The sequence below is a fragment of the Mesorhizobium sp. B4-1-4 genome (genome assembly GCF_006439395.2).
Lineage (GTDB): Bacteria > Pseudomonadota > Alphaproteobacteria > Rhizobiales > Rhizobiaceae > Mesorhizobium.
This window is the reverse complement of record NZ_CP083950.1, coordinates 4,958,228-4,984,095: the sequence shown is the minus strand read 5'-3', so window position 1 is coordinate 4,984,095 and position 25,868 is coordinate 4,958,228. Positions and strand designations below refer to the sequence as shown.

Here is a 25,868-nt window from a genome sequence, read left to right as displayed (position 1 = left end):
AATGACCGATCACTATGATGTGGTTGTGGTGGGCGGCGGCCATGCGGGTTGCGAGGCTGCAAGCGCCGCCGCTCGTGCCGGCGCCAGGACCGCGCTGGTGACGTTGCGCTTCGAGACGATCGGCGTGATGTCGTGCAACCCGGCGATCGGCGGGCTTGGCAAAGGGCATCTGGTGCGCGAGATCGACGCCATGGACGGCCTGATGGGCCGCGTGGCGGACGCCGCGGGCATCCAGTTCCGCCTGCTCAACCGCCGCAAGGGCCCAGCGGTGCGCGGTCCGCGCACGCAAGCCGACAGGAAGCTCTATCGCTTGGCGATGCAGGAAGCGATTCGGCAACAGAACGATCTCGACGTGGTCGAGGCCGAGGTGCTGGACTTCGAAATCGTTGACGGGCGAATCGCAGCCATCCTGCTGGCCGATGGCCGCAGGCTTGCTTGCGGCGCGGTGGTGCTCACGACCGGAACTTTCCTGCGCGGCCTCATTCATATCGGCGAGAAGAAGATTGTCGCCGGCCGCATGAACGAGCAGGCGAGCCTTGGCCTGTCGGCGACGATGTCCCGCACCGGGTTTCAACTCGGCCGCTTGAAGACTGGCACGCCGCCGCGGCTGGACGGGCGGACCATCGACTGGGCGTCGCTCGAACGCCAGGCGGCCGACGAGGGTCCGGTGCCGTTCTCTCTGATGACCGATCATATCTCGACGCCGCAGATCGATTGCGGCATCACGCGCACGACCGCCGCCACCCACGAGTTGATTCGTGTCAATCTTGGCCGCTCCGCCATGTATTCCGGCTCGATCGAAGGCGTCGGGCCACGTTACTGCCCGTCGATAGAGGACAAGATCGTCAAGTTCGGCGACCGGGATGGGCATCAGATCTTTCTCGAGCCGGAAGGCTTGGACGATCACACTGTCTATCCGAACGGGATCTCGACCTCGCTGCCCGAAGATGTCCAGCTCGATATTCTGAAGACCATTTCGGGCCTGGAGCGGGCTGTGATGCTGCAACCCGGCTATGCGATCGAGTATGATCATGTCGATCCGCGCGAGCTGCATCAGACACTCGAGACCAAGCGCGTCGCCGGGCTCTTCCTCGCCGGGCAGATCAACGGCACGACCGGTTATGAGGAGGCGGCCGGGCAGGGCTTGCTGGCCGGCATCAACGCGGCGCGCCGGGCGTCGGGCGGCGAGCAGGTCGTGCTCAGCCGCACCGAGGCCTATATCGGCGTGATGGTCGACGACCTGACCAGCCGTGGCATCAGCGAACCGTACCGGATGTTCACCTCGCGCGCCGAATTCCGGCTGTCGCTGCGCGCGGACAATGCGGACGAGCGGTTGACGCCGCTGGCGAACAGGCTGGGGGTCGCTTCCGCGCGACGTATGCAGCGCTATGGCCAGGTCATGCGGCGACTCGACGAAGCGCGGGAACTGGCTACCGCGCTGACGATGACGCCCAATGAGGCGGCGCGTCACGGACTGGAGATCAATCGCGATGGCGTTCGCCGGTCGGGCTATGAGCTGCTGGCCTATCCTGGCGTCGACGTTGCCTGGCTGGCGATGATTGACCCACGCTTTGCGGCTATTGATGCCAAGACGGCAGAGCGCCTTGAAACGGAGGCGAAATATTCTGTTTACCTCGACCGTCAGAAGACCGACGTCGCCCAGATCCGGCAAGAGGAGAGCCGGCTGATCCCGGAAAGCGTCGATTTCGCCGGCGTACCTGGCCTGTCCAATGAGTTGAAGCAGAAGATGCAGGCGCGGCGGCCGCGCTCCATCGCTGACGCGCAGCGCATGGAGGGCATGACACCAGCCGCATTGGCGATCATTGTCGCGCATGTCCGCCACCAAGAGAGCGCCCAGAGGAATGTTGCGTGAGCCCTATGTCCTGGAAGAGCCTGCAGGACGCGGCCGGCCCGGTTTCACGTGAAACATTCGATCGCCTGATGGCGTTCGAGCAGATGTTCCAGAAATGGAACCGCAGCATCAATCTCGTGGCGCAGTCGACCTCGGGCGATGTCTGGCAACGCCACATCCTCGACAGCGCACAGCTTGGACGCATAGAGCCTAGTGCCACGCGTTGGGTGGATATCGGTTCCGGCGGCGGATTTCCGGGCCTGGTCCTGGCCTTCCTGCTCGCCGAGCGCGATGGGGCGAGCATCGATCTGGTGGAAAGCAACCGCAAGAAGGCGTCGTTCCTGCAGACCGTCATCGGCCAGTTCAACCTGCCGGCACGGGTCGTGGCGCGGCGCATCGAAGACAGCCATGCACTTGTTTCGACGCCGCAAATCGTCACGGCGCGGGCCTTGGCCTCGCTCTCGGTGTTGCTGGACCTGTCGGCGCCTTGGCTGACGTCGGGCGCGCGCGGGCTATTCCACAAAGGCAGGGATTATCGCGCGGAAGTGCAAGAAAGCGTTAACCGATGGTCCTTCGATCTGGTAGAACATCCCAGTGTGACCGATCCCTATGGCGTCATCCTTGACCTGTCCGACCTGCGACCTGTCTGATCTTGGCCTTGTCGGGCTATTTTGGCGACCCAAAAATGAATTTCTGGCATAGACCCATGATGAAGAATGGCCCTCGAATCATCACCGTAGCCAACCAGAAGGGCGGCGTCGGCAAGACGACCACCGCCATCAATCTGGCCACGGCGCTGGCGGCCATCGGCGAAAAAGTGCTGATCGTCGATCTCGATCCGCAAGGCAACGCCAGCACCGGTCTCGGCATCGACCGCAAGGACCGCACGGTCTCGTCCTATGACGTGCTGACGGGCGAGCTGAATCTCGAAGCCGCGGCGGTTCCGACCGCCGTGCCAGGCCTGTCGATCGTGCCGTCGACGCTCGATCTGCTCGGCATCGAAATGGAAATCGCCTCGGCGCCGGATCGGGTGCTGCGACTGCGCAACGCCTTGCGCGCCGCGGCCGAGCGATCGGCCAATTTCGGCTATGTGCTGATCGACTGCCCGCCCTCGCTCAATCTGCTCACGCTCAATTCGATGGCGGCCGCCGATTCGGTGCTGGTGCCGCTGCAATGCGAGTTCTTCGCGCTTGAAGGCCTCAGCCAGCTGCTGGAAACGGTCGAGCAGGTGCGCCGCTCGATTAATCCGGAGCTCACCATCCAGGGCATCGTGCTGACCATGTATGACGGACGCAACAATCTGGCCAACCAGGTGGTGCAGGACGTCCGGGAGCACATGGGCGACAAGGTCTACGAGACCATCATTCCGCGCAATGTGCGGGTGTCTGAGGCGCCGTCCTATGGCAAGCCGGCGATTCTGTACGATCTGAAATGCTCGGGCAGCCAGGCCTACCTGCAATTGGCCTCCGAGGTCATCCGCCGCGAGCGCAAATTGCGCGCCGCTTGATGGTTCCTGCGCATAATCAACAGCCGATTCGATACCGAAACGATCTAAAGACAACCATCTGAAGCCTGGAATAAAGATGAGCGAAGACCTTTCGAGAAAAAGATTGGGGCGGGGACTGGCAGCGCTGATCGGCGAGATCGATCGCCCGGCGGCGCCGGAAAAGCCCGGCATGAGCGCCGATGGCAAGGTGCCGATCGAGTTTCTCAGTCCCAACCCGAAGAATCCACGCCGGCATTTTGGTGACGCCGAACTTACCGATCTGGCTCAGTCGATCCGCGAACATGGCGTCGTGCAGCCGGTCGTCGCGCGGCCATCGCCGACACAGGCCGGCCGCTACGAGATCATCGCCGGCGAGCGCCGCTGGCGGGCGGCACAGCGCGCCGGGCTGACCGAAATCCCGGTCATCATTCGCGATGTCAATGACCGCACCGCGCTCGAACTGGCGATCATAGAGAACGTCCAGCGTGCCGACCTCAACGCGGTCGAGGAAGCGCAGGGCTACCAGCAGCTGATCGACGACCATGGCTATACACAGGCCGATCTCGGCCAGGTGATCGGCAAGAGCCGCAGCCACGTCGCCAACACGCTGCGTCTGCTGAAATTGCCTGACGTGATCCGCGACATGCTGATCGACGGCGCGCTGTCGGCTGGCCATGCCCGCACGCTGGTCACGGCGGAGGATCCGGCCGGTCTCGCCAAGCGCATCATCGAGGAGGGGCTTTCCGTGCGCCAGGCCGAGGCGCTGGCGCAGATGCCGGCCGGCAGCGCCGCGAAAGAAGCTCGGCCCGCGGCCACGCCGGAACAGAAAGACGCGGATACGCTGGCGCTCGAAAAGCTGCTGACCGACACGCTCGGCATGATCGTGACCGTCGACCACAAGGGCAAAGGCGGCGGCCTGCTTCGGGTCGCCTATCGCAGCCTTGAGCAACTGGACGAGGTTTGCCGCAGGTTGAAGCGAGACTGATAGCCGGCGAACTTTGCGAATCGCTTGGCTCTTTTTTCCCTATCGGTTGTTTTCATGCCCGTACTTGCCGAACGTTGGCGCTGCCCCTCACCTGCCTGCCGGCATCCTCTCCCCGCATAGAGACGGGGAGAGGGAGGTCTTCGCCGATGTTTTCGCCAATCGTCTGCGTTTCGGAACAAGCGCCAAGGCTGCAACTGCCCTTTCTCCCCGTCGCTATACGGGGAGAAATGCCCGGCAGGGCAATGAGTTGGCTATCCGCCCACAGCTAACTACCGCTGTGCCAGCCTCGCGCTCTCAACCGCTATCCCCAGCAGAGCCTGTCTTGCCAGTGCGACGGAGAGGTCTGGTCTGCGCCGTGTCTGCAGCACGGCCGTCTGCAGCCGGGTCAGCGCGCGGCCAAGCGCTTCGCTGCTCCAGCGCTCCAGCGCCTTCTCCACCAGCTTGCGTCGCGAGAAGAAAACCGGCGGACGCGCGCCGGCAACGACCGAGGCCGCGTTGCGGCCGCTCGATTCCATCTGGCCGCGCATGACCTGGATCTGCTGCAATTGCCGCATGGCGGAGGACAGAACGAGAAAAGGCGGGCCGCCGGACTGGCAGTGGCGGGTGAAAGCGGTGTCGAAGTCGCCGATCTTGCCTTCGAGAAGCGCATCCACGGCGTCGTCGAACGAGGCGCCGGACACATCGCCGGACATCGCCTTGACCTCGTCCAGTCCGATCTCCTTCTGGCCGTGAGCGTAGAGGACGAGCTTCTCGATCTCGCCACGCGAGGCCAGCCGGTCGCCGCCGAGATTGCGGCGCAGCGCCTGCCTTGCCTCCAGCGTCATCGACATGCCGGCCTTGCGCAGCTCGTCGTCGATGACGGTGTCGATGTCGCGGGCCTCGTCGGCGTAGCAGGGCAGCGCCATGGCGTTGTCGGCACCTTCGACCACGGCGCGCAGGCCAACGCCCTTCTTGAGATCGCCGGCCTCGATCAGGATGATGGCGTCCCGCGCGGGCTCCGCTGTCAACGCCTTGACGTCGTCGGCCAGCGCCTTCTGGCCGGTGGCGTTGCGCACCCACAGCAGCCGCCGGTCGGAAAACATCGGCACGGTGCGCGCTTCGTCGAGCAGCCGGCCCTCGTCGCGGTCGACCTCCGAGCCCTCGAGCCGGACCACGGAGAACGGATCATCCAGCGGCAGCCCGGTCTTTTCGGCAAAGGCTTTCGCCCGCTCGGAAACGAGCCCCCGATCAGGACCATAGAGCAGGACGATCGAGGTGCGCGGATCGGGCCGCGACAGCCAGGAATCGACCTCGAAAGCTTTCTTCTGTGCCATGAAAGGTGGTTAGCATGGCTGGAGCCAGGGGTGAACAATGGTAGTTCGAGATTTGGCAGGGCGCCTCCTCGCCCTCTTCGCTCCTTGGGGAGGCCTGACGGCAAGGCCAAAGCACGTCGTGTCGAAAGGATTTAGGTCTTTGCTTTCACGGCATGTCGTTCTCCCAAAACCGAGGCCACTTTTGGGCGACATGCATAGGGACGACGTCGAGGCGGATTTTGCTGCATCGGTTCACCGGCGTTTAGCCGCGTCCTACTTCAGCCTTGGCTGATTCGGTGCCACCGGGGGCGCGCAGGCCATCAGGTCGTAGACGCCCTTGTCTTCGACGACCGTGAAGCCGAGCCTGACATAGAGCTGCCGCGCCGGATTGTTCTTTTCGACATGGATCGAGGCTGATTTGCCGGCTAACCATGCCTCCTTGACCAGGTCGCGCAACAGGGCGAACCATAGCCGTTGCGGCGGTATGCCGGCAGGAAAGCGATGTCGATGATGCGATGCTGGCTCGGCCAGCGTTCGATATAGAGACGCCCTATATCCTGCCCGACGCGGTTCACCACCAGCCACTCTGCCTCGGGATGGTGCCTGATATAGTGGGCGCGCTGGGCCTGGAACTGCATGTCGAGGAAGGCAGCCTTCTGCGCCTCGCTCCAATCCGTCACGGCGAGTTCTTCGACGCGGGTCGAGGCGTAGAGCCGCGACAGAAACGGTATGTCGGCCTCCTCGGCCGGGCGAAAATTCAGCCCGGCCTGCCCGGAGCACCGGTTGCACCCATGGCCAGGCGCATGGAACGACAGCGTGCAAACATGGTAAGAGGTGAGGTCGAAAAGACAGGGAAGACCGACTTGATGACCGAAGCTGACAGCCAGGAAGTGAGCAGCGATCTGGAAGGGCGCGACCTCCGGCGCATCCCTGACATCATCTCGCTGGTCAAGGATTCCTATGCCGAGCTGCGCCCGGCCGAGCGCCGCGTCGCCGATGTCGTGTTGGACGACGTCAAATACGCCGTCGACGCCTCCAATGCGGCCCTTGCCCAGCGCGCCGGGGTCAGCGAACCGACGGTCACCCGGTTCTGCCGTGCCATTGGCTGCGAGGGCGTGCGCGATTTCAAGCTGAAGCTGGCGCAGAGCCTTGTCGTCGGCGCGCTTTATCTGGCCAAGCCGCCGGCGACCAGCGGCGACAACGGCATGCCGTTCTGGAACGCCGTGTTCGGCGAAGCACGCCGGGCCCTGCAGGAGGCCGAGCGCCAACTCGACCCGGCGCAGCTGCAGAAGGCAGCCGAACTCATTGCCAAGGCGCGCCAGGTTACCGTCTTCGGCCTCGGCGGCAGTTCCTCGGCGCTGGCGCAGGAAACGCAATACCGGCTGTTTCGCTACGGCATATCGATCAGCGCTCGATGCGACCCCTATCTGATGCGCATGACCGCCTCGACGCTGAAGCCCGGCGATCTGGTGATCGCCATTTCGGCGACCGGGCGCACGCGCGAGGTGATCGAGGCGGTCGAACTCGCCAAGCACTACCGCGCCAACGCCATCGCCGTGACCGCGCCCGACACCGAGCTTGCGCGTGCCTGCGATGTCAGGCTGACGGTTGCCGTGCCCGAATATCCCGACACGCTGAAGCCGACCGCATCGCGCTTCGCCTTCTTGGCGATGATCGACCTCTTGGCGGTGGCCTCGGCTTATAAGCTCGACGGCCCGGCGCGCGAGACGGTGCGCCGCATCAAGTACAACGCCCAGATCCACCGCACCGGCAAGGAGATGGAGCCGCTGGGGGATTGACGGCCAGTTTATGCCGCGTCAGCGCTGCCCCTCACTCTTACCCTCTCCCCGTAAAGGACGGGGGAGGGGATCGCCGGCGTCGCGGCCAAGTCCCTTCTCCCCGTTCTCACGGGGAGAAGGTGCCGGCAGGCGGATGAGGGGCAACGCCGGGTTCGACAATTTACCGCCCCTGCATGGGGCGCATTGGAGGAAGAGGGAAGACATGCTCGAAATGGCACCAACGAAACAGGCCGCCGCATGGCTCGGCTCCTTTGCGCAGACGCTTGACGCCGGCGACGTGGCGGCGGCCGGCAATCTGTTCGTCGACGATTGCTACTGGCGCGATCTTCTGACCTTCACCTGGAATGTGAAGACCATGGAAGGCCGCGAGGCCATCGGCGATATGCTCAAGGCGACGCTGGCGACGACGAAGCCCACCGCATGGCAGCTCAGCGGCGAGGCGACCTCGGACGAAGGCACGATCGAAGCCTGGTTCACATTCGAGACCGCGGTCGCCTCGGGACAAGGCATCATGCGCCTTCGCGACGGGCGCTGCCGGACATTGTTCACCGCCATGACGGATCTGAAAGGCTTCGAGGAGCGCAAGGGCGCGGCGCGGCCGCTGGGCGTGCGTCACAAGGCCGACCCTGAGCGCGAGACCTGGTCGGAGGCGCGGGCGCGCGAGACGCGCGAACTCGGCGCCTCCGAGCAGCCCTATTGCCTGGTCATCGGCGGCGGCCAGGGCGGCATCATGCTCGGCGCGCGTCTCAGGCAGCTCGGCGTGCCGACCATCGTCATCGAGAAGAACGCGAAGCCAGGCGATTCCTGGCGCAACCGCTACCGCACGCTCGTGCTGCACGATCCGGTCTGGTACGACCATCTGCCCTACATTCCGTTTCCCGATAACTGGCCCGTCTTCACGCCCAAGGACAAGATGGGCGACTGGCTGGAAATGTACACGCGCGTCATGGAGCTCAATTACTGGGCCGCCACCAAGTGTCTCAGCGCGAGCTATGACGAGGCGGAGAAGGTCTGGACGGTAGTGGTCGATCGCGTCGGCAGGCAGGTCACGCTGAAGCCGAAGCACATCGTCTTCGCCACCGGCGCCTACGGGCCGCCGCGAAAGATCGACCTGGCCGGCGCGGACCAGTTCAAGGGCGAGTTGCTGCATTCCAGCCAGTATTCGAGCGGCGAGAAATTCCGTGGCAGGAAGGTCGCGGTCATCGGCGCGGCAAGCTCCGGGCATGACGTCTGCGTCGACCTCTGGGAAAGCGGCGCCGAGGCCACCATGATCCAGCGCTCGCCGACCACCGTGGTCAAGTCGGACACGCTTATGGAAGTAGGCTTCGAAATCTTCTCGGAAGACGCGCTGGCGCGCGGCATCACCACCGAGAAGGCCGACATGATCGTCGCCTCGACGCCGTTCGCGCTGGTACCCCAGGAGCAACGCGCGCTCTACGATGTCATCCGGGCGCGCGACGCAGGCTTCTACGAGCGCCTCAGCGCTTCCGGCTTCGCCATCGATTTCGGCGACGACGAGACCGGCCTGCTGATGAAGGCCTACCGCACCGGCTCCGGCTACTACATCGACGTCGGAGCCTCGGATCTGATCATCGACGGCAAGATCGGCATCCGCAGCGGCGTGGCGATCAAGTCGCTGACGCCGAAGGGCGTCCTGTTCGAGGACGGCACCGAACTCGAGGCTGACGCCATAATCGCTTGCACCGGCTACCAGTCGATGAACGAGAACGTGGCCGCGCTCGTCTCGCGCGAGGTAGCCGACAAGGTCGGTCCCTGCTGGGGCCTTGGCTCCGGCGTCAAGGGCGACCCCGGCCCGTGGCAAGGCGAATTGCGCAACATGTGGAAGCCGACGGCACAGGAAGCGCTATGGTTCCATGGCGGTAACCTGGCGCTGTCGCGCTTCTATTCGAAATATGTGGCGCTGCAGATCAAGGCGCGCATGGAAGGCATCGCCACGCCGGTTTATGGGCCGCCGAGCAATTCCTCACGCCGGAATTGAAAGAAGCTGGGGCCACCAGGCCAGCCCGGACGAAAAATCGTCCGCGAAGGTTTCAGATGCCGTGAGGATTCCCGCTATAGTGCCCGGCGACTCGGGGGAGGACGCCGATGGGATTTCTAAGAGGGCTTCGCATCAAGCTTGGACTGAAAAAGGACCCGTTGCCGCCACTGCCAGGTGTCGAGATCGGGCGTCATACTTACGGCCTCAGCAAGAAATCGTTCTTCGTTCCGCGTGAAACCGTGCCGGTGCGGATAGGATCGTTCTGTTCGATCGGCCCGGATGTTCTCTTTATCTGCGCGGCTGAACACCGCCTCGACAGCGCGACCACCTATCCGATCCAATCCGTGGACGGGAAGATCCGCAACGGAAATGGAACCGTCGGCAAGGGTCCGATTACGGTCGGCCATGACGTCTGGATCGGTGCCCGCAGTGTCATTCTCAGCGGCGTCACGATCGGCAATGGAGCGGTGATCGGTGCCGGCAGCATCGTCACCAGAGAGATTCCGCCCTATGCCATCGCGGTCGGCAATCCGGCTCGTGTCATGCGCTACCGGTTCGCGCCCGATGTCATCGAGCGCCTGCAATCGTTGAAATGGTGGGACTGGAGCGATGACCTGATCCGCACGCGTATCGAGCTTTTGACGACGATGGATGCCGCGAGTTTCCTGAACACGCTCGGCTTGGCATGACTGCCCCGACAGTCGCCTGACCGCTGACAGAGCCCCGACCTCGCTGGCAAGGCTCACTCGTGCCGATGTCCGAAGTGCCGGGCCGCGACTTCGACATGGGTGTGATGCGCATGCGCCTCGAAACGCTCGGTCTCGCCGAGGTCGTTCACCGCCTCGTTCGGCCACCAGGTGCCGCCGATGACGATGCCTTCCGACACCAGCCGCTGGTCGGCGACCAACGAGGCGCCGACAGCGTCGACGAAAGTGAAGCGGCCCGACCGCTGGCGAAGCACGGCGACGTCGCCGACAGCGCCGACAGCCAGCGTGCCGAGATCGGGCCGCGCGATCGCCCGCGCCGGGGCCTGCGTCGCGGCGCGCAGCACCTCGACCAGCGGCATGCCGAGCGCGATCAGCTTCGACATGCAGACCAGTATGTCGAAGGCCGGGCCGTCGACGCAGTAGAGATGCACGTCGCTCGAGATGACGTCGGGCGCCAGCCCTTCGGCGAGCATGGCGCGGGCGACGTCGAAGTCGAACGAGCCCATGCCATGGCCCAGATCGAAGATGACGCCGCGCTCGCGCGCCAGCCGCATATCGGGCCGCACCGCGCCGGAAGCAAAGACCGGCGCGTTGGGGAACGGCCGGAAGCAATGGGTGAGGATATCGCCCCGGCGCAGGCGCGGCAGCACTTCCGAGCGCCCGGGCGGCGGCTCGTCGATATGCGCCATCAGCGGCAGGCCGGCCTTGTCGGCGGCCTCCAGCGCAAGATCGACCGGCGCGATGCCGCTGTTGCCGCCGGCATGCTTGCCGGAACGGACCTTGACGCCGACGACGACGTCGGCGTGCTCACGCACCGCCGCGACCACCTCGCGCGGTTCGCACAGCCTGAGATCGCTGCACTCGCCGACCGACACCGTCTGCGAGAAGCCGAAGATGCCGGCAAAGGAAATGTTGACATAGGCCAGGATGCGCACCTTCGAGCGCTCCATGACGTGGCGGCGGAAGCCAAGGAAATTGCCGGCGCCTGCGCTGCCCGCATCGATGAAGGTGGTGGTGCCGCTCTTGGCGGCAAGCCGGTCGGCATCGACGCCGAGCGAGGTGCCGCCCCAATAGACGTGGCTGTGCAGGTCGATCAGGCCTGGCGCGACGATGCACCCCGTTGCATCGACGACCTGATTGGCGCGGTCCGCCGGGATGTCAGGGGCGAGCGCCGCGACACGGCCATTGGCGATGGCGACATCGCGTGGCGCGTCGAGCCCGGATGCCGGATCGATTAGCCGTCCGCCCTTCAGCAGGAGGTCGAATTGCATTGGGAGAACCTCCGCTTCTTCAGGGCTTTTTGTCAGACCGGCCGGTAGGCGACCGCCTCGACCTCGATCTTGATATCGATCATCAGCCGCGATTCGACCGTGGTGCGGGCCGGCGGGTTCTTGGGAAAGTGCCTGGCATAGACGGCATTGAAGGCGCCGAAATCGCGCGCGTCCTCGAGCCAGACGGTGGTTTTGACCACATCGTCCAGGGTGCAGCCGGCCAAGGCGAGCGCGGCCTTCACATTGGCGAGCACCTGCTCGGTCTGTTCGGTAATGCCGCCTTTCACCACGATGCCATCGCCGCCGACCGGGACCTGGCCCGAGACATAGACGAAATCGCCGGCCCGCACGGCGGGCGACAGCGGCACATGGGATGTTCCAAAAGTCTGCTTGGGCAAGGGATGCTCCTCCGAATGACGCGACGCGGCGCCAGGACGGCGCCCGCTTGGCGCAGATTTACCCCGATCGGGGCGATCCCGATAGAGGGGCTTGTTGGAAAGCAACATTCTTCGAAATCCGTGTTGCTTTATTACAGAAGCGCTTGCATCGTGGGCGCTTGCCGGACAGCCGAAAAGCCGCGACGAACAGATGCCTTTGCGAGACCGGAGAACCCGACAATGACCTTCGACAAGAACCCGTTTCCATCGGGCGACGCCGACCGCCACGCGCTGTGGGAGATGCTGGTGCGGCGCGATATCGACGCCTTCATCGGCCAGGACTGGTCGATGGTGGAGAATGATTTCGTCGCTGAAAGCTTTTTCGGCATGCACGCGCATTTCCTCGCCAATGCCGACGCCTGGCGGCTGCAGTTCCCGAGGCTGGAAGTCTATCGCGACGAGTGGCTGCGCCAGGCCAAGGAGACGGCGGCGACCAAGTTCGCGGAACCGCTGCGCGAGGCGCTGTTCCGTGTCACCAATCTGCGCGACATCGATGTCGATGGCGACCGCGCCGTGCTGCACAAGAAGTTCGACGGCTCCGTCGCCAAGGCGGATGGCGGCGTCGACAGGCTGAAATGGCAGACGCTGTATTTCTGCAGGAAGGTCGGCGGAAGCTGGAAGATCGCGGGCTTCGTCGGCTACATGCCTTATCCGCTGGGAGCATAGCGTATTCCTGGACCGCGCATCGCGGCTTCGTCCGGAATTGCATGAACACAGGGGCTTGAAGCAGCCAACGATCCTGGCGCTGAACCGCACTGGTCGAAGCGCCGCACGACCTGAAACGATTTTCCTGATGATTGCTGGGCGGGCGCGGATGTCAGTAGAGCGTGACGAAGGCCGGGAACAGCAGGCCCGTCTCCCGGAAATATTCGATCAGCTCGATGACCGGGAAGATGGCGAGGAAATAAAGCCCGTCGAGGAAGGTGCGCTTGAGCGCGCGCGTCGAGAACTGCAGCTCGTCATGGTCGCGGTAGAGCAGCGGGTTCGGCCAGAACCGGGGCGTCGCCTCGATATAGGCGCTATAGGCCGGCCCGAACTTGCCCAGCAGGAATCCGGCTTCCTTGCGAGCGGTGACGCGAAAGATGAAGAAGGAGGCGGCGCCCAGCAGCAGCGCCGCCATCAGGGAGCCATAGATCAACCCGATGCCGACCGCGCCCACTGTCGAAAAGAAATAGAGCGGGTTCTGGGTCATCGAAAACGGTCCGGTCGAGACCAGTTCCTGGTTCTTCTTGCCTCCGACATAGAGGATGCTCCACAGCCGCCCGACGATACAGACGAGCACCAGGCTGAGGCCAAGATGCTCGAGCGTCTCATGGCCGCTCGAACCCTCGCTCAAGGCTGGCTTGGCGAAAAACAGAAGCAGCACGGCGAATACCGCCGCGACCCGCACGAAGATCAGTCGCTTGCGCTGGACAAAGGCATCGGAAACCGGCTTGAGGGGCGCGTAGGTCATCGGTGTTTTCCTTGGGCGCTGACAGGCCCGGGAGCACTAGGGCACGCCATTGATGGCGGATGCAAGGCAGTGGCCTTCTATCAGCGCACCTCGAGGGTTTCGTAAAGGCCTTTTGGCCGATCGGCGCCCATTCTTACGAAATTGTATGGCGGCGGACAGGCGAGCGTGAATTCGCGTCCCTACTGTCGAGATGCCGGCTTGCTCCTCCTGCGAGCCATAATCAACCGACAGCCGGGCAACCGGCACCAGACAGGAAAACATCTCATGAGAAGATACGCGCTCGCCATCGCACTGGGCATCGTCGCCGTTTCCGGTCCGGTCTCCTCCGTTTTCGCGGCCACGGCGCCTTGCGAAGAGACGCTGAAGGCGCTGCGCGCGGCGGAGGCGACGGCAAAGCTTGGCGACGCGGACAAGAACAAGGTCTCGGAACTGGAGACCAAGGGCATCGAACGCTGCAACGCGGACGACGACAAGCGCGCCGACGACTTCTTCGCCCAGGCCATGAAAGTCATGGGCAAGTAATTTTCGCGAACCATCAGGACGGTCGCCATGCTTTCTTCCAACACGCAAAACATCGCCGCACCGAGCCAGAACAGGGTCCCCGAGGTCACTGTCGATTTCTGGCTGATCAAGCTGATGGCGGTGACCATGGGCGAAACGGCGGCCGACTATCTCACCGTCAACCTCGGGCTCGGGCTGACCGTCACGTCGTTGATCATGACCGGTGTCCTGATCGTCGCCCTTGTCCTCCAATTCGCCCAGAAACGTTACGTGCCCTGGGCCTACTGGCTGGCGGTGGTGCTGATCAGCGTCGTCGGCACGCTGATCACCGACAACCTCGTCGACAATTTCGGCGTGCGGCTGCAGACCACGACGATTGCGTTCAGCGTGGTGCTCGTGGCGACCTTCGCGGTCTGGTACGCGAGCGAACGGACGCTTTCGATCCACACCATCTTCACGACCAGACGCGAGGTCTTCTACTGGCTGGCGATCCTCTTCACCTTCTCGCTCGGCACCGCTGCGGGCGACCTGGTCGCCGAGAGCTTCGACATGGGCTATCTGACCACGGGCCTGCTGTTCGGCGGCGTGATCGCGCTCATCGCGCTCGCCTATTACCTGTTTGTTCTGGACGCCATCCTGGCCTTCTGGCTGGCCTATATCCTGACGCGGCCGCTTGGCGCCTCCTTCGGCGATCTGCTGTCGCAGCCGGTCGAATATGGCGGCCTTGGCTTCGGCACCACCTTCACCAGCCTGATCTTCCTCGGCTGCATCGTCGCCCTTGTCCTCTACATGACGCTCAGGAAGAAGGCCGATGAGCTGGACGAGATCCTGCTGGAGTCGGAATAAACCCGCGCGGGCGCGTGCCGCGCCTGGCAGGCGTCACGGCCATCCTAGGAACGAACCCGCGCCGGTGATAGCCTGTTCGCGGTATCGGCATTCAACCGGGACAGCGATGCGACTTCTTCTCGTCGAGGACGATCAAAGGACCGCCGATTACATCGTCAGGGGGCTGACAGAGGCCGGCCATGTCTGCGACCTTCTGCGCAACGGACATGACGCGCTTTTCGCCGCGACCAGCGGCGCCTATGACGTGATCATAGCCGATCGCATGATCCCAGGTCTCGACGGCCTGTCGATGGTCAAGGCGGTCCGTGCCGCCGGCGTGCGCACGCCGGCTATCTTTCTCACCTCCGTCGGCGGCGTCGACGACCGCGTCGAGGGCCTGGAGGCGGGCGGCGACGATTATCTGGTCAAGCCCTTCGCCTTTTCCGAGCTGCTTGCCCGCATCAATGCGCTTGGCCGGCGGCCGGCGGCGCAGGAACAGAAGACGGTTCTGCGGGTTGGCGATCTCGAAATGGACCTCATCATGCGCCGCGTCACGCGGCAAGGCCAGCCGATCGATCTGCAGCCACGCGAGTTCAGCCTGCTGGAAGTGCTGATGCGCGGCGAGGGCCGCGTGATCACCCGCACAATGCTTCTGGAACGCGTCTGGGACTTTCACTTCGACCCCAAGACCAGCGTCGTCGAAACCCATATCAGCCGGCTGCGGGCCAAGATCGACAAGCCGTTCGAAACCCAGCTGATCCACACAGTCCGTAACACCGGCTACAGCCTGCACGCACCGCTCGCGCCATGATGGAAGGATGGGCCCGCCTGCCGCGCAGCACGCCGTTCCGGCTCGCCCTGACATTCGCCTTCCTGTTCATGCTGGCTTTCGTGCTGTCGGGCGCCATCGTCTACCAGATGATGAGCGCCGATCTTGCCGAACAGCTCGACGAGAGCATCAAGGAAACCTATTCCGTCGTCGCCGCGACCTATTCCGACAGCGATCTCAAGGAATTGATCGAGACGGTTGAAAGCCACTCCTTGCGCAACCCGAAGAAGGAACAGCTTTTTTCGCTGACCGACGCGGCCGGCAACCGTCTGGCCGGCAATTTCACCGCGGCGGGTCTTCCCGATGGCTTTTCGTTGTTCGGCGCCGAAATGCCCGGCATTCCTCCGGATACCGAATACCGCGCCTATTCCGGCTCGGTCAGCGGCAACACCCTGACGATCGCATTCAGCCTGTCCGAGACGGACGAACTGGAAACGATCATGCTGATGAGCTTCGGCTGGGCAACCCTGATCATCACCGGGCTGGCGGTCGCCGGCGGCGCGCTGCTCGCCTCGCGCGTCCAGCGCCGTCTCGACGGCATTGCCGCCACCATGGTCGATGTCTCGCATGGCCGGCTGGATACACGCATTCCGCTGACCGGCAATGGCGACGACATCGACATCGTCTCCAGCCAGGTCAATGCGGCGCTCGACCGGCTGTCGAGCCTGGTTGACGGCATGAAACAGGTCAGCACCAACATCGCGCACGATCTGAAGACACCGCTCAATCGCCTGCAGATGATCCTGGAAGGCGCCGCCGACAAGGCAGCGCAGGATCAGGATGTATCGGACGATCTCGCCGATGCGCGGGCCGAGGGCCATCAGATCAACGAGACATTCGACGCGCTGTTGCGGATCGCACAGATCGAGGCCGGCGCGCGCAAGGCGCGCTTCACCGATGTCGACCTCGACGAGATCCTGCAAATCATAGCGGAGATCTATACCGATGTCGCCGAGGACGACGGCAAGGTGCTGTCATCCAGGCAACTGAAGGAGGCCGCGGACCGAATCCATGGCGACCGCGAACTGTTGACGCAGATGTTCGCCAATCTGGTGGAGAACGCGCTTCGCCATTGCCCGTCCGGCACGACCATCAAACTGTCGGTGACGCGTCAGGGCGATCGTGTTCTTGCCAGCGTCGCCGACAACGGGCCCGGCATTCCGATGGGCGAACGCGAAAGGGTGTTTCAGCGGCTGTACCGGCTGGACCACAGCCGCTCGACGCCGGGCAGCGGCCTTGGGCTGAGCCTTGTCAGGGCCATTGCCGATCTGCACGGCGCATCCATTACGTTGGAGGACTGCCGGCCCGGGCTCGCCGTGGTGGTGAGCTTTCCGCTGGTAAAATCGCCGGCGCCATAGAGCCGGAAGCCGAAGCCGAAAGCTTGCCGACGCGCCGATAGCTTACAAAAGCGTATGAGACCGGCGACCCGCCCGTAAGCTTGCAGCGCCATACTGGATGGACTTCACCTTCCATCGAAAGGCTGCGGAAAATGAGAACCCATTTTCGGAAAACCATCGGCGTCCTGCCGGTTCTCGCCTTCACAGCATGCCTGGGAACGACAGCTGTCCTGGCTCCGGTGCTTGGCTGCCTGCCGGCCTCGGCTGCCGAGAAACCCGTCCAACCGGAGAAGAACCCTCCGGGCGACATCCCCGATACGCAGGTCTTCATCGACTATACTTCACCAGAAGGGTTCACCCTGAAGGTGCCGGAGGGTTGGGCACGGTCGGATCGTGCCGACGGCGCCAGCTTCGTCGACAAGCTGGATGGCGTCGTCGTCTCGGTTTCCAAGGCGGATACCGCGCCGACCGTCGACAGCGTCAAGGCGAACGATGTCGTCAAGCTCGAGGCCGCCGGGCGCGCTGTGCGGGTGAGCGCCGTCAAACAGGTCAAGCTGCCGGCCGGGGCCGCGATCCGCATTGTCTACACCTCGAACTCCGAACCGAACGCGGTAACCAACCGGCAGGTTCGCCTCGAGAACGAGCGTTATCTCTATTTCAAGGACGGCAAGCTCGTCGTGCTCGAACTCTACGCGCCCAAGGGCGCCGACAATGTCGATCAGTGGCAGCTGATGTCCAGCTCGTTCCGGTGGAAATGAGATGCACGCGTTGGACGCGCATGAGATCTATCGGTTCTTCCACATAGGCGATGACGAGACAGCCGCGTTGCGGGGCGTCAGTTTCCACGTCGCCGCCGGCGAGATCGTTGCCCTGGTCGGGCCCTCCGGCAGCGGCAAATCCACCTTGCTGGCCTGCGTGACCGGCCTCGATGAACCGGATGGCGGCTACGTCGAGGTGTCCGGCGTCCGGCTGACCCGGCGACCGGAGGCCCATCGCACGCGTGTTCGCGCCGCCAGCTTCGGCATTCTGCTGCAATCGGGAAACCTGTTCGGCCACCTGAATGTCGAGCAGAATCTTCGATTGCAGATGCTTCTGGCGAAGAAGCCGGATGACCGGCGAATGGCCAGCCTGCTGGAAAGCGTCGGCCTTTCGCATCGCGCACGTGCCTTTCCGACCGAGCTGTCCGGCGGCGAGACGGCGCGGGCGGGCCTTGCGGTGGCCCTGGCCGCCGACCCGCTGATCCTGGTTGCAGACGAGCCGACCGCCGAGGTCGATAGCGATACCGAATCCAGGCTGATCGCTCATTTCGAGGCGAGGCGCGACACCGGACTGGCGACGCTGCTGGCCACCCATAGCAACGCGCTGGCGCAGCGGGCGGATCGCATCATCCGGCTGAAGGATGGGAGGATCGATCGTGGGTGAAACGCTTGTCGTCGCAAAAGGCCTCGGGCGGGACTTCCGGGATGGCAACGCCGGTCGGATCGAGGTGCTGCGCAATGTCGGCTGCGAGATCGTGTCGGGCGCGCGCATCGCGCTCGTCGGACCTTCCGGCAGCGGCAAGACGACGCTGCTGCATATTCTTGGCGGCCTCGACAGGCCGACCGCCGGCGTTGTCGAATGGCCCGGCCTCGGCACATTCGAGGCCTTGAGGCCGCGCCAGATTGGCTTCGTGTTCCAGTCGCCCAGCCTGTTTCCCGCCCTAACCGCCGTCCAGAATGTCGGCTTGCCCTTGCTGCTGGCCGGCGAGAATGCCGGCGCCGAGGAGATCGGGGCATCGCTTCTGCAATCGTTCGGCCTCGGCGAACTCGGCGACAAACTGCCGGAGGAACTGTCCGGCGGCCAGGCTCAGCGTATTGCCATGGCGCGCGCCCTGGTCATGGGTCCGAAGCTTGTGCTGGCCGACGAACCAACCGGGCAGCTGGACAGCCGAACGGCGCTGCGTTTCTTCGACGCCGTGCTCGACCGCCTGGAAGGAACCGACGTCGCCCTGGTCGTCGCCACGCATGACGAAGCCATGGCCAAGCGCATGGCGACGCGCTGGACGATGGACCATGGCCGGCTCACCACCGGCCTTCGGCCGGGGACCGCGGCGGCATGATGTTCCTGCTGTGGATTCGTGGTGTGCTCGCTCGCCGTTTCATGCGCGTGGCGGGCGCCGCAGCCGGCATCGCGCTGACGGTCGCCCTGCTTGCGGCGATGGCGCTCTTTCTCGCCAATGCCGGTGCATCGATGACCGCCCGCGCCGTGTCGGCGGTCCCGATCGATTGGCAGGTGCAAGTGATTTCCGGCGCCGATCCGGGTCTCATCAGCAAGGCCCTGCCTGAAGCTGCTCCGGTCAAGGCCGTGCATCAGGTCCGCTATGCCGATGTCGCCGGCTTCGAGGCTCGAACCGGCGGTACGACCCAGACCACGGGGCCTGGCCAGGTGGTTGCTTTCGATAGCGGGTATTCGAGCGATTTCCCGGCGGAAATCCGGCTGCTTTCCGGTAGCCTCGATGGTGCGCTGATTGCCCAGCAGACCGCTGCCAACCTCCATGTTGCCCCCGGCGACACGGTCTCGATCCGGCGGATGGGTTTGCCGCCGACGGAGGTCAGGATTGCCGGCGTGGTCGACCTGCCCGACGCCGACGCCTTGTTCCAGGCTGTCGGTCTGCCGCCGCAGGCAGCGCCACAGGCCCCGCCCGACAACGTCCTCATCCTGCCGCAGGAAGCCTGGCGGCAATCGTTCGATCCGCAGGGCAAGGCGCGCCCCGATACCACCCGGCTGCAATTGCATGTGCGGCTCGCGCACGGGGCGCTGCCGCCGGATCCGGTCGCGGCCTATACCTTTGTCACTGCCGCGCAGCGCAATCTCGAGGCAAGAGTCGCCGGCCAGGCCCTGGTGGCCGATAATCTCGGCTCGCGCCTCGGAGCGGTTCGCGAGGATGCGTTGTACGCCTCCGTGCTGTTTCTGTTCCTCGGACTGCCAGGCATCGCATTGGCGATCGCGCTTACCTTTGCCGTTACCTCGTCCGGCGCGGAACGCCGGCGCACCGAGCAGGCGCTGCTTCGCGTCCGCGGCGCGACGGCGAAGGACATATTGCTTCTGTCCGCGACAGAGGCCGCCGTCGCCGCCATCGGCGGAACCGCCTTCGGCATGGCCGTGGTATTCCTCCTTGGCATGGCCGCCCCAGGCCTTGACGCTGCGCTTGGCGTGGACCAGCCGAAGCTGCTTCTTGTCGCCTTCTTCGGACTGCTGGTCGGGCTCATCGCCTTTCTCTACCCGGCCTGGCGGGACGCGCGCTGGGCGACCGTGATGGCGGCGCGGCGCACCGTGAGCCGGCCACATCCACCGCTGTGGCAGCGCCTGTGGCTGGACGGCCTGCTGCTCGCTGCGGCGGGATTGGTCTTCTGGCAATCGGCGAGCACCGGATACCAGATCGTGCTTGCGCCCGAAGGCGTGGCCGCGACAGCCGTGGACTACAAGGCGTTCGTCGCCCCCGCCCTGTTCTGGCTCGGCATGGCGCTGCTGACCATCAGGCTGTCGGCCACGGTCATCGCGCGCAACGGCACGCTCCTGAGATTGATTGTCACGCCGGTATCGGGAGCCTTGGCGCCCATCGTATCGGCCGCGCTGTCGCGGCAATCGGGCCGCCTGACGATCGGCATTGCCATGACCGCGCTGGCCATCTCCTTCGCAACGTCGACGGCCGTCTTCAACACCACCTACAATGCCCAGGCACGCATCGACGCCGAGCTCACCAACGGCTCGGACGTCACCGTCTTCGGCACGACGGACAAGCCCGCCGGAGCCCACCTCGCGGCGCTCGCCTCGCTGCCCGATGCGACGGCGGCCGAACCCATGCAACATCGTTTCGCCTATGTCGGCGCCGACCTGCAGGATCTTTATGGCATCGACCCCAATCGCATCGGACGCGCGACCGGTCTTTCCGACGCCTATTTCAGCGGCGCCAGCGCCGCCGGCACGCTTGCCCTGCTCGCCGCGACGCCGGACGGTGTCCTGGTGTCGGAAGAGACCGTGCAGGATTTCCAGCTCCAGCAAGGCGATACGATCAACCTGCGGCTCGTCGATGCCAGGGATCACCAGTATCATCCCGTGGCCTTCAAGTTCATTGGCGTCGCCCGCGAATTTCCGACCGCGCCAAAGGATTCGTTCCTTGTCGCCAATTCGGCCTATGTCGCCCGCATGACCGGCTCCGATGCATCCGAATACGTGCTTATGCGGGCCAAGGCGGATCCCGCCGAGCTGGCGCGACAGGCTTCTTCGGTGCTCGATTTCGATCGGACGCTGAAGGTGGCCGACATCGGCCAAGCGGCACATCTCATCGGCTCGAGCCTGACCGCGGTCGACCTTGGCGGTTTGACGGCAATCGAACTGGGCTTTGCGGTCGTCATGGCCGCGGCCGCCGCCGGGCTGATGCTGGCACTGGGGTTCTTCGAGCGTCGCCGGCCTTTCGCCATCCTTGCCGCGATCGGCGCCAAACCCCGCCAGCTCGCGGCCTTCCTTTGGGGCGAAGGTCTGCTGATCCTTGTCGGCGGCATGGCGTTCGGCCTCCTTTCGGGGCTGCTGACGGCGTGGATGTTGGTCAAGCTGCTGACCGGCGTATTCGATCCGCCACCCGAGGCCTTGTCGATCCCCTGGCTCTATCTGGCAGCCGTGCTCGGCCTCGTCGCCGCTTCGGTGGCTGCCGCCGTTTTGTCCGCCAGGCCTTCGGCGGCACAGGCAACGGAACTGCTGCGCGACCTGTGAAGCCGGACGTCGATTTACCGATTTGTAAATTTGCGGCCAGATCATCGAAAACTCCACGGTCTAGGCTCGATCCGTCTCTCGTCAGGAGAGACGAATCCGGCGACCAAACGGCCCGGATACGGGAGCCGCTCAACGGCCGACAGCCGGCGGCTCCGCAACCAAGCCAACGGGAAAACAACATGAAAAAATCAGCTATCGCAGCCGCAATGGTACTCGCCGCCTTGTCCTCAACCGGCGCTTTCGCCAAGGCGGCCACCGGTACGATCGCCAGTGTCGACAAGAAGGGCGATTCGATCACGCTTTCCGATGGCAAGACCTTCGTCCTGCCGGAAGGCATCGAGGCCGAGACGCTGAAGGTCGGCGAAAAGGTGGTGGTGACCTATTCGACCAAGGCCGGCAAGCTGGCGGCATCGAGCATCCAGCCGGCTAAATAGGTGCCCTGACCCGGAGCAATTCCGGGAAAGATGCGTAGCGTCTTTCCGTGAGACCATGAACCGCTCCAGGCCGGAGCCCCCGCCGGCGGCGATCTTGACTGCTGCCGGCGCGCGCCGGCTTCCCTTAGCCCGGATCCGTCCGGGCTAGGGGTAACGCGGTGATCAGGCGCTCGAGCCGGGTGTTTCCAGGGACGCAAGGCGAACCAGGGCCGCGCCCGGCGCTTGACGCGGGCCACGTGGCACCACCGGTCTTGGCCCAGGTTTCGTCGAACGGCATCCGCCGACTACCAGAACCAGAGAGGATGGAAGCCGTAGTCCGGCACCGAGCCTTTTCCGGACATGACGATCAGGACCAGGGCGATGGCCAGCAGGACGGCGCCGATCGTGATCCAGATCCATCGGCTCGACCAGACGGGAGCACTGCGCGGTACGGTCAAAGCCACCTCTCGGAACACGACAGGTCTTCGGCTTGGGACGATTTCAGCCGCAGCGGTTCAGACGTGACACTGACCTGTCAATCATACCGGCGTTTTGCGGCGTTCTTACAAATCGGTAAGCGGGTGGAATCGTTCACGACCGGCCCGGGACGCATAGCCTCGGGTGCCGTTCAGCGGTCGATCCGCGTCGACAGGATGATCGACGACGAGGTCCGCTCGACCCCGTCCATGGCGCCGATCTGGTCGAGCAGCGCGTCGAGGTCGCGGATCGACGGCGCGTCGACGATGACGATCATGTCGAAATTGCCGCTCACCGAGTGCAGCGTCCTGACCGGTGGCAGCGCCTGCAGAGCCCGCACCACCTTGTCGGCGAGCTTTGGCGTGACGGTGAGCAGCACATGCGCCCGGACCAGCCCCTGCTCATAGTCCGGCGACAGCCGGACGCCGTAGCCGGTAATGATGCCACGTTGTTCCAGCCGCTCGATCCGGCTCTGCACCGTCGTGCGCGATACGCCGAGCTGCCGCGCCAGTTCGGCTGTCGAGGCGCGTGCGTTGGCGCGCAGCAAGGAGAGCAGGGTCTGTTCGGCTTCACTGAGCATTTCAACGAAATCCTTCGGCAGATCGTCTAAGATTAGGTTTCACTCTGCCAGATTTCACGCTTCCTTTCGACAGGCAAGCTGCGATGATTCCGCGAATTCGAACTGGTAGGGGTATTGACCATGAACAACATCGTTATCGTCGGCGCCGGCAAGATCGGCTCGACCATCGCCGAAATGTTGGCCGCGACGGGCGACTACCACGTCACCCTCGTCGACCGCTCGGCGGCGCAGCTCGCCGCTGCCGAAGTGCCTGAGGGTGTCGAGACGCTCGAACTCGATATCGCAGCACCCGGCGCGCTGGAAGCGGCGCTCGCCGGCAAGTTCGCGGTGTTGAGCGCCGCGCCCTTCCACCTTACCACGCGCATCGCCGAGGCGGCGGCCAGTGCCGGCGTGCACTATCTCGATCTCACCGAGGATGTCGTCTCGACCAGGCGGGTCAAGGAGCTTGCCCGTTCCGCCAAGGGCGTCTTCATCCCGCAATGCGGCCTGGCGCCGGGCTTCATCTCGATCGTCGCCAACGATCTTGCCAGCCGTTTCGACACGCTGGAAAGCGTGCGCATGCGCGTCGGCGCCTTGCCGCAATACCCGTCCAACGCGCTGAACTACAATCTGACCTGGAGCACCGACGGCGTCATCAACGAATATTGCGAGCCCTGCGAGGCGATCGTCGAGGGCGAGCTGGTCGAGGTGCCGCCGCTGGAAGAGCGCGAGGAGTTCTCGCTCGACGGCGTCACCTACGAGGCGTTCAACACCTCCGGCGGGCTCGGCACCCTGGCCGAGACGCTGAAAGGCAAGGTGCGCACGCTGAACTACCGCACCATCCGCTATCCCGGGCACGCCGCGATCATGAAGGCGCTGCTCAACGACCTTGGGCTCCGTCACCGCCGCGACGTGCTGAAGGACATTTTCGAGAGCGCCCTGCCGGCAACGCTGCAGGACGTGGTCATCGTCTTCGTCACCGTCTCCGGCCGCAAGAACGGCCGCCTGCTGCAGGAGACCTACGCCAACAAGATCTATTCCAGGCGCGTCGGCCAAACGGTGCGCAGCGCCATCCAGATCACCACGGCGTCCGGCATCTGCGCCGTGCTCGACATGCTGGCCGACGGCAGCCTGCCGGCGACCGGCTTCATCAAGCAGGAAGAGATCGCGCTGGACGCCTTCCTCGCCAACCGCTTCGGCCGCGCCTACGCCCAGCACGAAATGGTAAGCCGGCTGGCGAGCTGAGGCTCCCACCCTCCCCCTTGTGGGGAGGGTCGGCTCGCGGTCGGAGCGAAGCGGAGATTGCGAGACGGGGTGGGGGTGCGCCCTACGAGACCCCCCCGCTCCGTTTCGCGGATCGACCCTCCCCACAAGGGGGAGGGTGAACTCTCAAACATGCAGCGCGTGTCCCAGCGCCTTCAGCGCGGCTTCCTGGAACCCCTCGCCTTGCGTCGGGTGGGAATGGATCGTTCCGGCGATATCCTCGAGTCGGGCGCCCATCTCCAGCGCCAGCCCGAACGCCGTCGACAGTTCCGAGACGCCCTGCCCGACCGCCTGGATGCCGAGCACCAGATGGTTGTCGGCGCGGGCGACGACGCGAACAAAGCCATCTTCGCCAAGCTTGGTCATCGCCCGTCCGTTGGCGGCGAACGGGAACACGCCGATCTTGATCTCGCCTCGGGCCTTGGCCTCTTCAGGCGACAGTCCGGCCGTCACCAGCTCCGGATCGGTGAAGCAGACGGCCGGGATCGAGCGCTTGTCCCAGCTGCGCTTGTGGCCAGCGGCGATCTCGGCGACCATTTCGCCTTGAGCCATCGCCCGGTGCGCCAGCATCGGCTCGCCGGTGACGTCGCCGATGGCGAAGATGCCGCGCATCGAGGTGCGGCAGTGGTCGTCGATGCGGATGAACCTGCCCGCTTTGTCGAGGTCGATCTGCTCGAGCCCCCAGCCTTCGGTCACCGGCTTGCGGCCGACCGTCACCAGGATCTTGTCCGCCGCGACCTTGGCATTCTTGCCGTCCGATGTCTCGATCAGCAGGGCGTCACCCTTCGTTGACAGGCCCTTGGCCTTGGCGCCGGTCATCACCTCGATGCCAAGCGCGGAAAGCCGCTTGACCACCGGCCGGGTCAGTTCGGCATCGTACTGCGCCAGCACGCGTGGCAAGGCCTCGACCACGGTCACCTTGGCGCCCATCTTGGCGAAGGCCATGCCGAGTTCCAGGCCGATATAGCCGCCACCGACGACCACGAGCCTCTTGGGCACCTCGCCCAGCGCCAACGCGTCCGTCGACGAAATGACGAGTCCGCCGAACGGCAGGAACGGCAATTCGACCGGCGCCGAGCCGGTGGCAATCACTATCATCTCGGCCCGGATCACCTGCATGCCCGTCTCGGTCTCCACCTCGACGGTCTTGCCGTCGCGGAACGTCGCCCAGCCATGCACGGTCTTGACCCCGGCCTTCTTCAGCAGGCCGGCAACGCCGCTGTTGAGCCGGCTGACGATACCGTCCTTCCAGGCAACGGTTCGGGCCAGGTCAAGCGCCGGTGCCGCAACCGAAATACCGAGCGGGCTGTCGCCGCCGGCCATGTGCGCCACCTTCTCCAATTCTTCCGCCGCATGGATCAGCGCCTTGGAAGGAATACAGCCAACATTGAGGCAGGTGCCACCCGGCTTGCCCGTCTCGACGATGACCGTATCGACGCCGAGCTGCCCGGCGCGGATGGCGCAGACATAGCCGCCGGGACCGGCGCCGATGACGAGCAGCTTGCAGGAGATTTCTTTCATCTTGGCACCTCGCTTGGTCGCGGTGCCTCGGGACCGCATCGCTCATGTTGGAGATTGGCGGAGGCGTTCGTACCTTCGTCATCCTGGGGCGGAGCAAGGAGCGTAGCGACGCG

27 protein-coding genes are annotated in these 25,868 nt (G+C 64.6%); 18 read left to right on the top strand and 9 right to left on the bottom strand.

Annotated features, from left to right (window positions below; all coding sequences use genetic code 11):
• Nucleotide 1 precedes the first annotated feature (1 nt).
• The 4 genes from mnmG (at nucleotide 2) to FJW03_RS24045 (ending at nucleotide 4,323) form a co-directional block, all read left to right on the top strand.
• Nucleotides 2-1,873 (top strand): tRNA uridine-5-carboxymethylaminomethyl(34) synthesis enzyme MnmG, encoded by a 1,872-nt coding sequence (gene mnmG / locus FJW03_RS24060; RefSeq protein WP_140766776.1) that lies wholly within the window; start codon nucleotides 2-4, stop codon nucleotides 1,871-1,873.
• A gap of 5 nt (nucleotides 1,874-1,878) precedes the next feature.
• On the top strand, nucleotides 1,879-2,502 hold the full coding sequence (rsmG, locus tag FJW03_RS24055; protein WP_413466515.1) for a 16S rRNA (guanine(527)-N(7))-methyltransferase RsmG: 624 nt from the start codon (nucleotides 1,879-1,881) through the stop codon (nucleotides 2,500-2,502).
• Between the two features lie 56 nt (nucleotides 2,503-2,558).
• Nucleotides 2,559-3,359, top strand: coding sequence for a ParA family protein (locus FJW03_RS24050; RefSeq protein WP_140766778.1), 801 nt, complete (start codon nucleotides 2,559-2,561; stop codon nucleotides 3,357-3,359).
• Nucleotides 3,360-3,435: 76 nt separating this feature from the next.
• Entirely contained in the window at nucleotides 3,436-4,323 is an 888-nt protein-coding gene (locus FJW03_RS24045; protein WP_140766779.1) for a ParB/RepB/Spo0J family partition protein, read from the top strand.
• A gap of 269 nt (nucleotides 4,324-4,592) precedes the next feature.
• Here the strand turns inward: FJW03_RS24045 and holA are convergent, their stop codons facing one another.
• The 3 genes from holA to FJW03_RS24030 form a co-directional block, all read right to left on the bottom strand.
• Nucleotides 4,593-5,636 carry a DNA polymerase III subunit delta gene (holA, locus tag FJW03_RS24040; protein ID WP_140766780.1) on the bottom strand — a complete coding sequence of 348 codons (1,044 nt, stop codon included), beginning with the start codon at nucleotides 5,634-5,636 and terminating at the stop codon, nucleotides 4,593-4,595.
• A 252-nt stretch (nucleotides 5,637-5,888) separates the two neighbouring features.
• Complete coding sequence (locus tag FJW03_RS24035; RefSeq protein WP_226890453.1) at nucleotides 5,889-6,071, bottom strand: hypothetical protein; 183 nt, start codon at nucleotides 6,069-6,071, stop codon at nucleotides 5,889-5,891.
• Complete coding sequence (locus FJW03_RS24030; protein WP_226890452.1) at nucleotides 6,041-6,295, bottom strand: GNAT family N-acetyltransferase; 255 nt, start codon at nucleotides 6,293-6,295, stop codon at nucleotides 6,041-6,043. Before FJW03_RS24030 ends, FJW03_RS24035 begins: the two co-directional genes overlap by 31 nt.
• 186 nt (nucleotides 6,296-6,481) lie before the next feature.
• Between FJW03_RS24030 and FJW03_RS24025 the strand changes: the two genes are divergently transcribed.
• From FJW03_RS24025 to FJW03_RS24015, 3 genes are all read left to right on the top strand, one after another.
• Complete coding sequence (locus FJW03_RS24025; RefSeq protein WP_140766797.1) at nucleotides 6,482-7,414, top strand: MurR/RpiR family transcriptional regulator; 933 nt, start codon at nucleotides 6,482-6,484, stop codon at nucleotides 7,412-7,414.
• A gap of 202 nt (nucleotides 7,415-7,616) precedes the next feature.
• A complete protein-coding gene (locus FJW03_RS24020; protein ID WP_140766781.1) occupies nucleotides 7,617-9,413 on the top strand; it encodes an NAD(P)/FAD-dependent oxidoreductase in 1,797 nt (598 codons plus the stop codon).
• 107 nt (nucleotides 9,414-9,520) lie between these two features.
• Nucleotides 9,521-10,102: a CatB-related O-acetyltransferase gene (locus tag FJW03_RS24015; RefSeq protein WP_140612857.1), complete on the top strand. Its 582-nt coding sequence runs from the start codon at nucleotides 9,521-9,523 to the stop codon at nucleotides 10,100-10,102.
• Between the two features lie 53 nt (nucleotides 10,103-10,155).
• On the opposite strand, the gene FJW03_RS24010 is transcribed toward FJW03_RS24015, so the two are convergent.
• Both FJW03_RS24010 and FJW03_RS24005 read right to left on the bottom strand, forming a co-directional pair.
• Nucleotides 10,156-11,391 (bottom strand): amidohydrolase/deacetylase family metallohydrolase, encoded by a 1,236-nt coding sequence (locus FJW03_RS24010; RefSeq protein WP_140766782.1) that lies wholly within the window; start codon nucleotides 11,389-11,391, stop codon nucleotides 10,156-10,158.
• A gap of 32 nt (nucleotides 11,392-11,423) precedes the next feature.
• Nucleotides 11,424-11,789, bottom strand: a complete 366-nt coding sequence (locus tag FJW03_RS24005; protein ID WP_140612859.1) for a RidA family protein — start codon at nucleotides 11,787-11,789, stop codon at nucleotides 11,424-11,426.
• Between the two features lie 219 nt (nucleotides 11,790-12,008).
• On the opposite strand from FJW03_RS24005, the gene FJW03_RS24000 reads away from it, so the two are divergent.
• Nucleotides 12,009-12,494 (top strand): hypothetical protein, encoded by a 486-nt coding sequence (locus tag FJW03_RS24000; protein WP_140612860.1) that lies wholly within the window; start codon nucleotides 12,009-12,011, stop codon nucleotides 12,492-12,494.
• Between the two features lie 151 nt (nucleotides 12,495-12,645).
• Here FJW03_RS24000 and FJW03_RS23995 read toward each other — a convergent pair whose 3' ends face one another.
• Entirely contained in the window at nucleotides 12,646-13,281 is a 636-nt protein-coding gene (locus tag FJW03_RS23995; RefSeq protein WP_140612861.1) for a methyltransferase family protein, read from the bottom strand.
• Nucleotides 13,282-13,545: 264 nt separating this feature from the next.
• Between FJW03_RS23995 and FJW03_RS23990 the strand changes: the two genes are divergently transcribed.
• The 9 genes from FJW03_RS23990 to FJW03_RS23950 all read left to right on the top strand — a co-directional run bounded on the left by FJW03_RS23990 (nucleotide 13,546) and on the right by FJW03_RS23950 (nucleotide 21,956).
• Nucleotides 13,546-13,803, top strand: coding sequence for a hypothetical protein (locus FJW03_RS23990; RefSeq protein ID WP_140612862.1), 258 nt, complete (start codon nucleotides 13,546-13,548; stop codon nucleotides 13,801-13,803).
• 27 nt (nucleotides 13,804-13,830) lie between these two features.
• Nucleotides 13,831-14,628, top strand: a complete 798-nt coding sequence (locus tag FJW03_RS23985) for a hypothetical protein (RefSeq protein ID WP_140766783.1) — start codon at nucleotides 13,831-13,833, stop codon at nucleotides 14,626-14,628.
• Nucleotides 14,629-14,734: 106 nt separating this feature from the next.
• Nucleotides 14,735-15,418, top strand: a complete 684-nt coding sequence (locus tag FJW03_RS23980; RefSeq protein ID WP_140612864.1) for a winged helix-turn-helix domain-containing protein — start codon at nucleotides 14,735-14,737, stop codon at nucleotides 15,416-15,418.
• Nucleotides 15,415-16,794, top strand: a complete 1,380-nt coding sequence (locus tag FJW03_RS23975; RefSeq protein ID WP_140766784.1) for a sensor histidine kinase — start codon at nucleotides 15,415-15,417, stop codon at nucleotides 16,792-16,794. The genes FJW03_RS23980 and FJW03_RS23975 overlap by 4 nt, the downstream gene beginning before the upstream one ends.
• A 131-nt stretch (nucleotides 16,795-16,925) precedes the next feature.
• Entirely contained in the window at nucleotides 16,926-17,531 is a 606-nt protein-coding gene (locus tag FJW03_RS23970; RefSeq protein WP_140612866.1) for a hypothetical protein, read from the top strand.
• A 1-nt stretch (nucleotide 17,532) separates the two neighbouring features.
• Nucleotides 17,533-18,195, top strand: a complete 663-nt coding sequence (locus FJW03_RS23965; RefSeq protein ID WP_140766785.1) for an ABC transporter ATP-binding protein — start codon at nucleotides 17,533-17,535, stop codon at nucleotides 18,193-18,195.
• Entirely contained in the window at nucleotides 18,188-18,871 is a 684-nt protein-coding gene (locus tag FJW03_RS23960; RefSeq protein ID WP_226890451.1) for an ABC transporter ATP-binding protein, read from the top strand. Before FJW03_RS23965 ends, FJW03_RS23960 begins: the two co-directional genes overlap by 8 nt.
• Complete coding sequence (locus FJW03_RS23955; RefSeq protein ID WP_140766786.1) at nucleotides 18,868-21,522, top strand: ABC transporter permease; 2,655 nt, start codon at nucleotides 18,868-18,870, stop codon at nucleotides 21,520-21,522. Before FJW03_RS23960 ends, FJW03_RS23955 begins: the two co-directional genes overlap by 4 nt.
• A gap of 179 nt (nucleotides 21,523-21,701) precedes the next feature.
• Nucleotides 21,702-21,956, top strand: coding sequence for a DUF1344 domain-containing protein (locus FJW03_RS23950; RefSeq protein ID WP_140766787.1), 255 nt, complete (start codon nucleotides 21,702-21,704; stop codon nucleotides 21,954-21,956).
• Between the two features lie 284 nt (nucleotides 21,957-22,240).
• Here FJW03_RS23950 and FJW03_RS23945 read toward each other — a convergent pair whose 3' ends face one another.
• Both FJW03_RS23945 and FJW03_RS23940 read right to left on the bottom strand, forming a co-directional pair.
• Entirely contained in the window at nucleotides 22,241-22,393 is a 153-nt protein-coding gene (locus tag FJW03_RS23945; RefSeq protein ID WP_226890450.1) for a hypothetical protein, read from the bottom strand.
• 170 nt (nucleotides 22,394-22,563) lie between these two features.
• Nucleotides 22,564-22,992 carry an Lrp/AsnC family transcriptional regulator gene (locus FJW03_RS23940; RefSeq protein ID WP_140766788.1) on the bottom strand — a complete coding sequence of 143 codons (429 nt, stop codon included), beginning with the start codon at nucleotides 22,990-22,992 and terminating at the stop codon, nucleotides 22,564-22,566.
• A gap of 120 nt (nucleotides 22,993-23,112) precedes the next feature.
• Between FJW03_RS23940 and FJW03_RS23935 the strand changes: the two genes are divergently transcribed.
• A complete protein-coding gene (locus tag FJW03_RS23935) occupies nucleotides 23,113-24,216 on the top strand; it encodes a saccharopine dehydrogenase family protein (RefSeq protein ID WP_140766789.1) in 1,104 nt (367 codons plus the stop codon).
• A gap of 144 nt (nucleotides 24,217-24,360) precedes the next feature.
• Here the strand turns inward: FJW03_RS23935 and lpdA are convergent, their stop codons facing one another.
• Entirely contained in the window at nucleotides 24,361-25,755 is a 1,395-nt protein-coding gene (gene lpdA, locus FJW03_RS23930; protein ID WP_140766790.1) for a dihydrolipoyl dehydrogenase, read from the bottom strand.
• Between the last annotated feature and the right edge of the window lie 113 nt (nucleotides 25,756-25,868).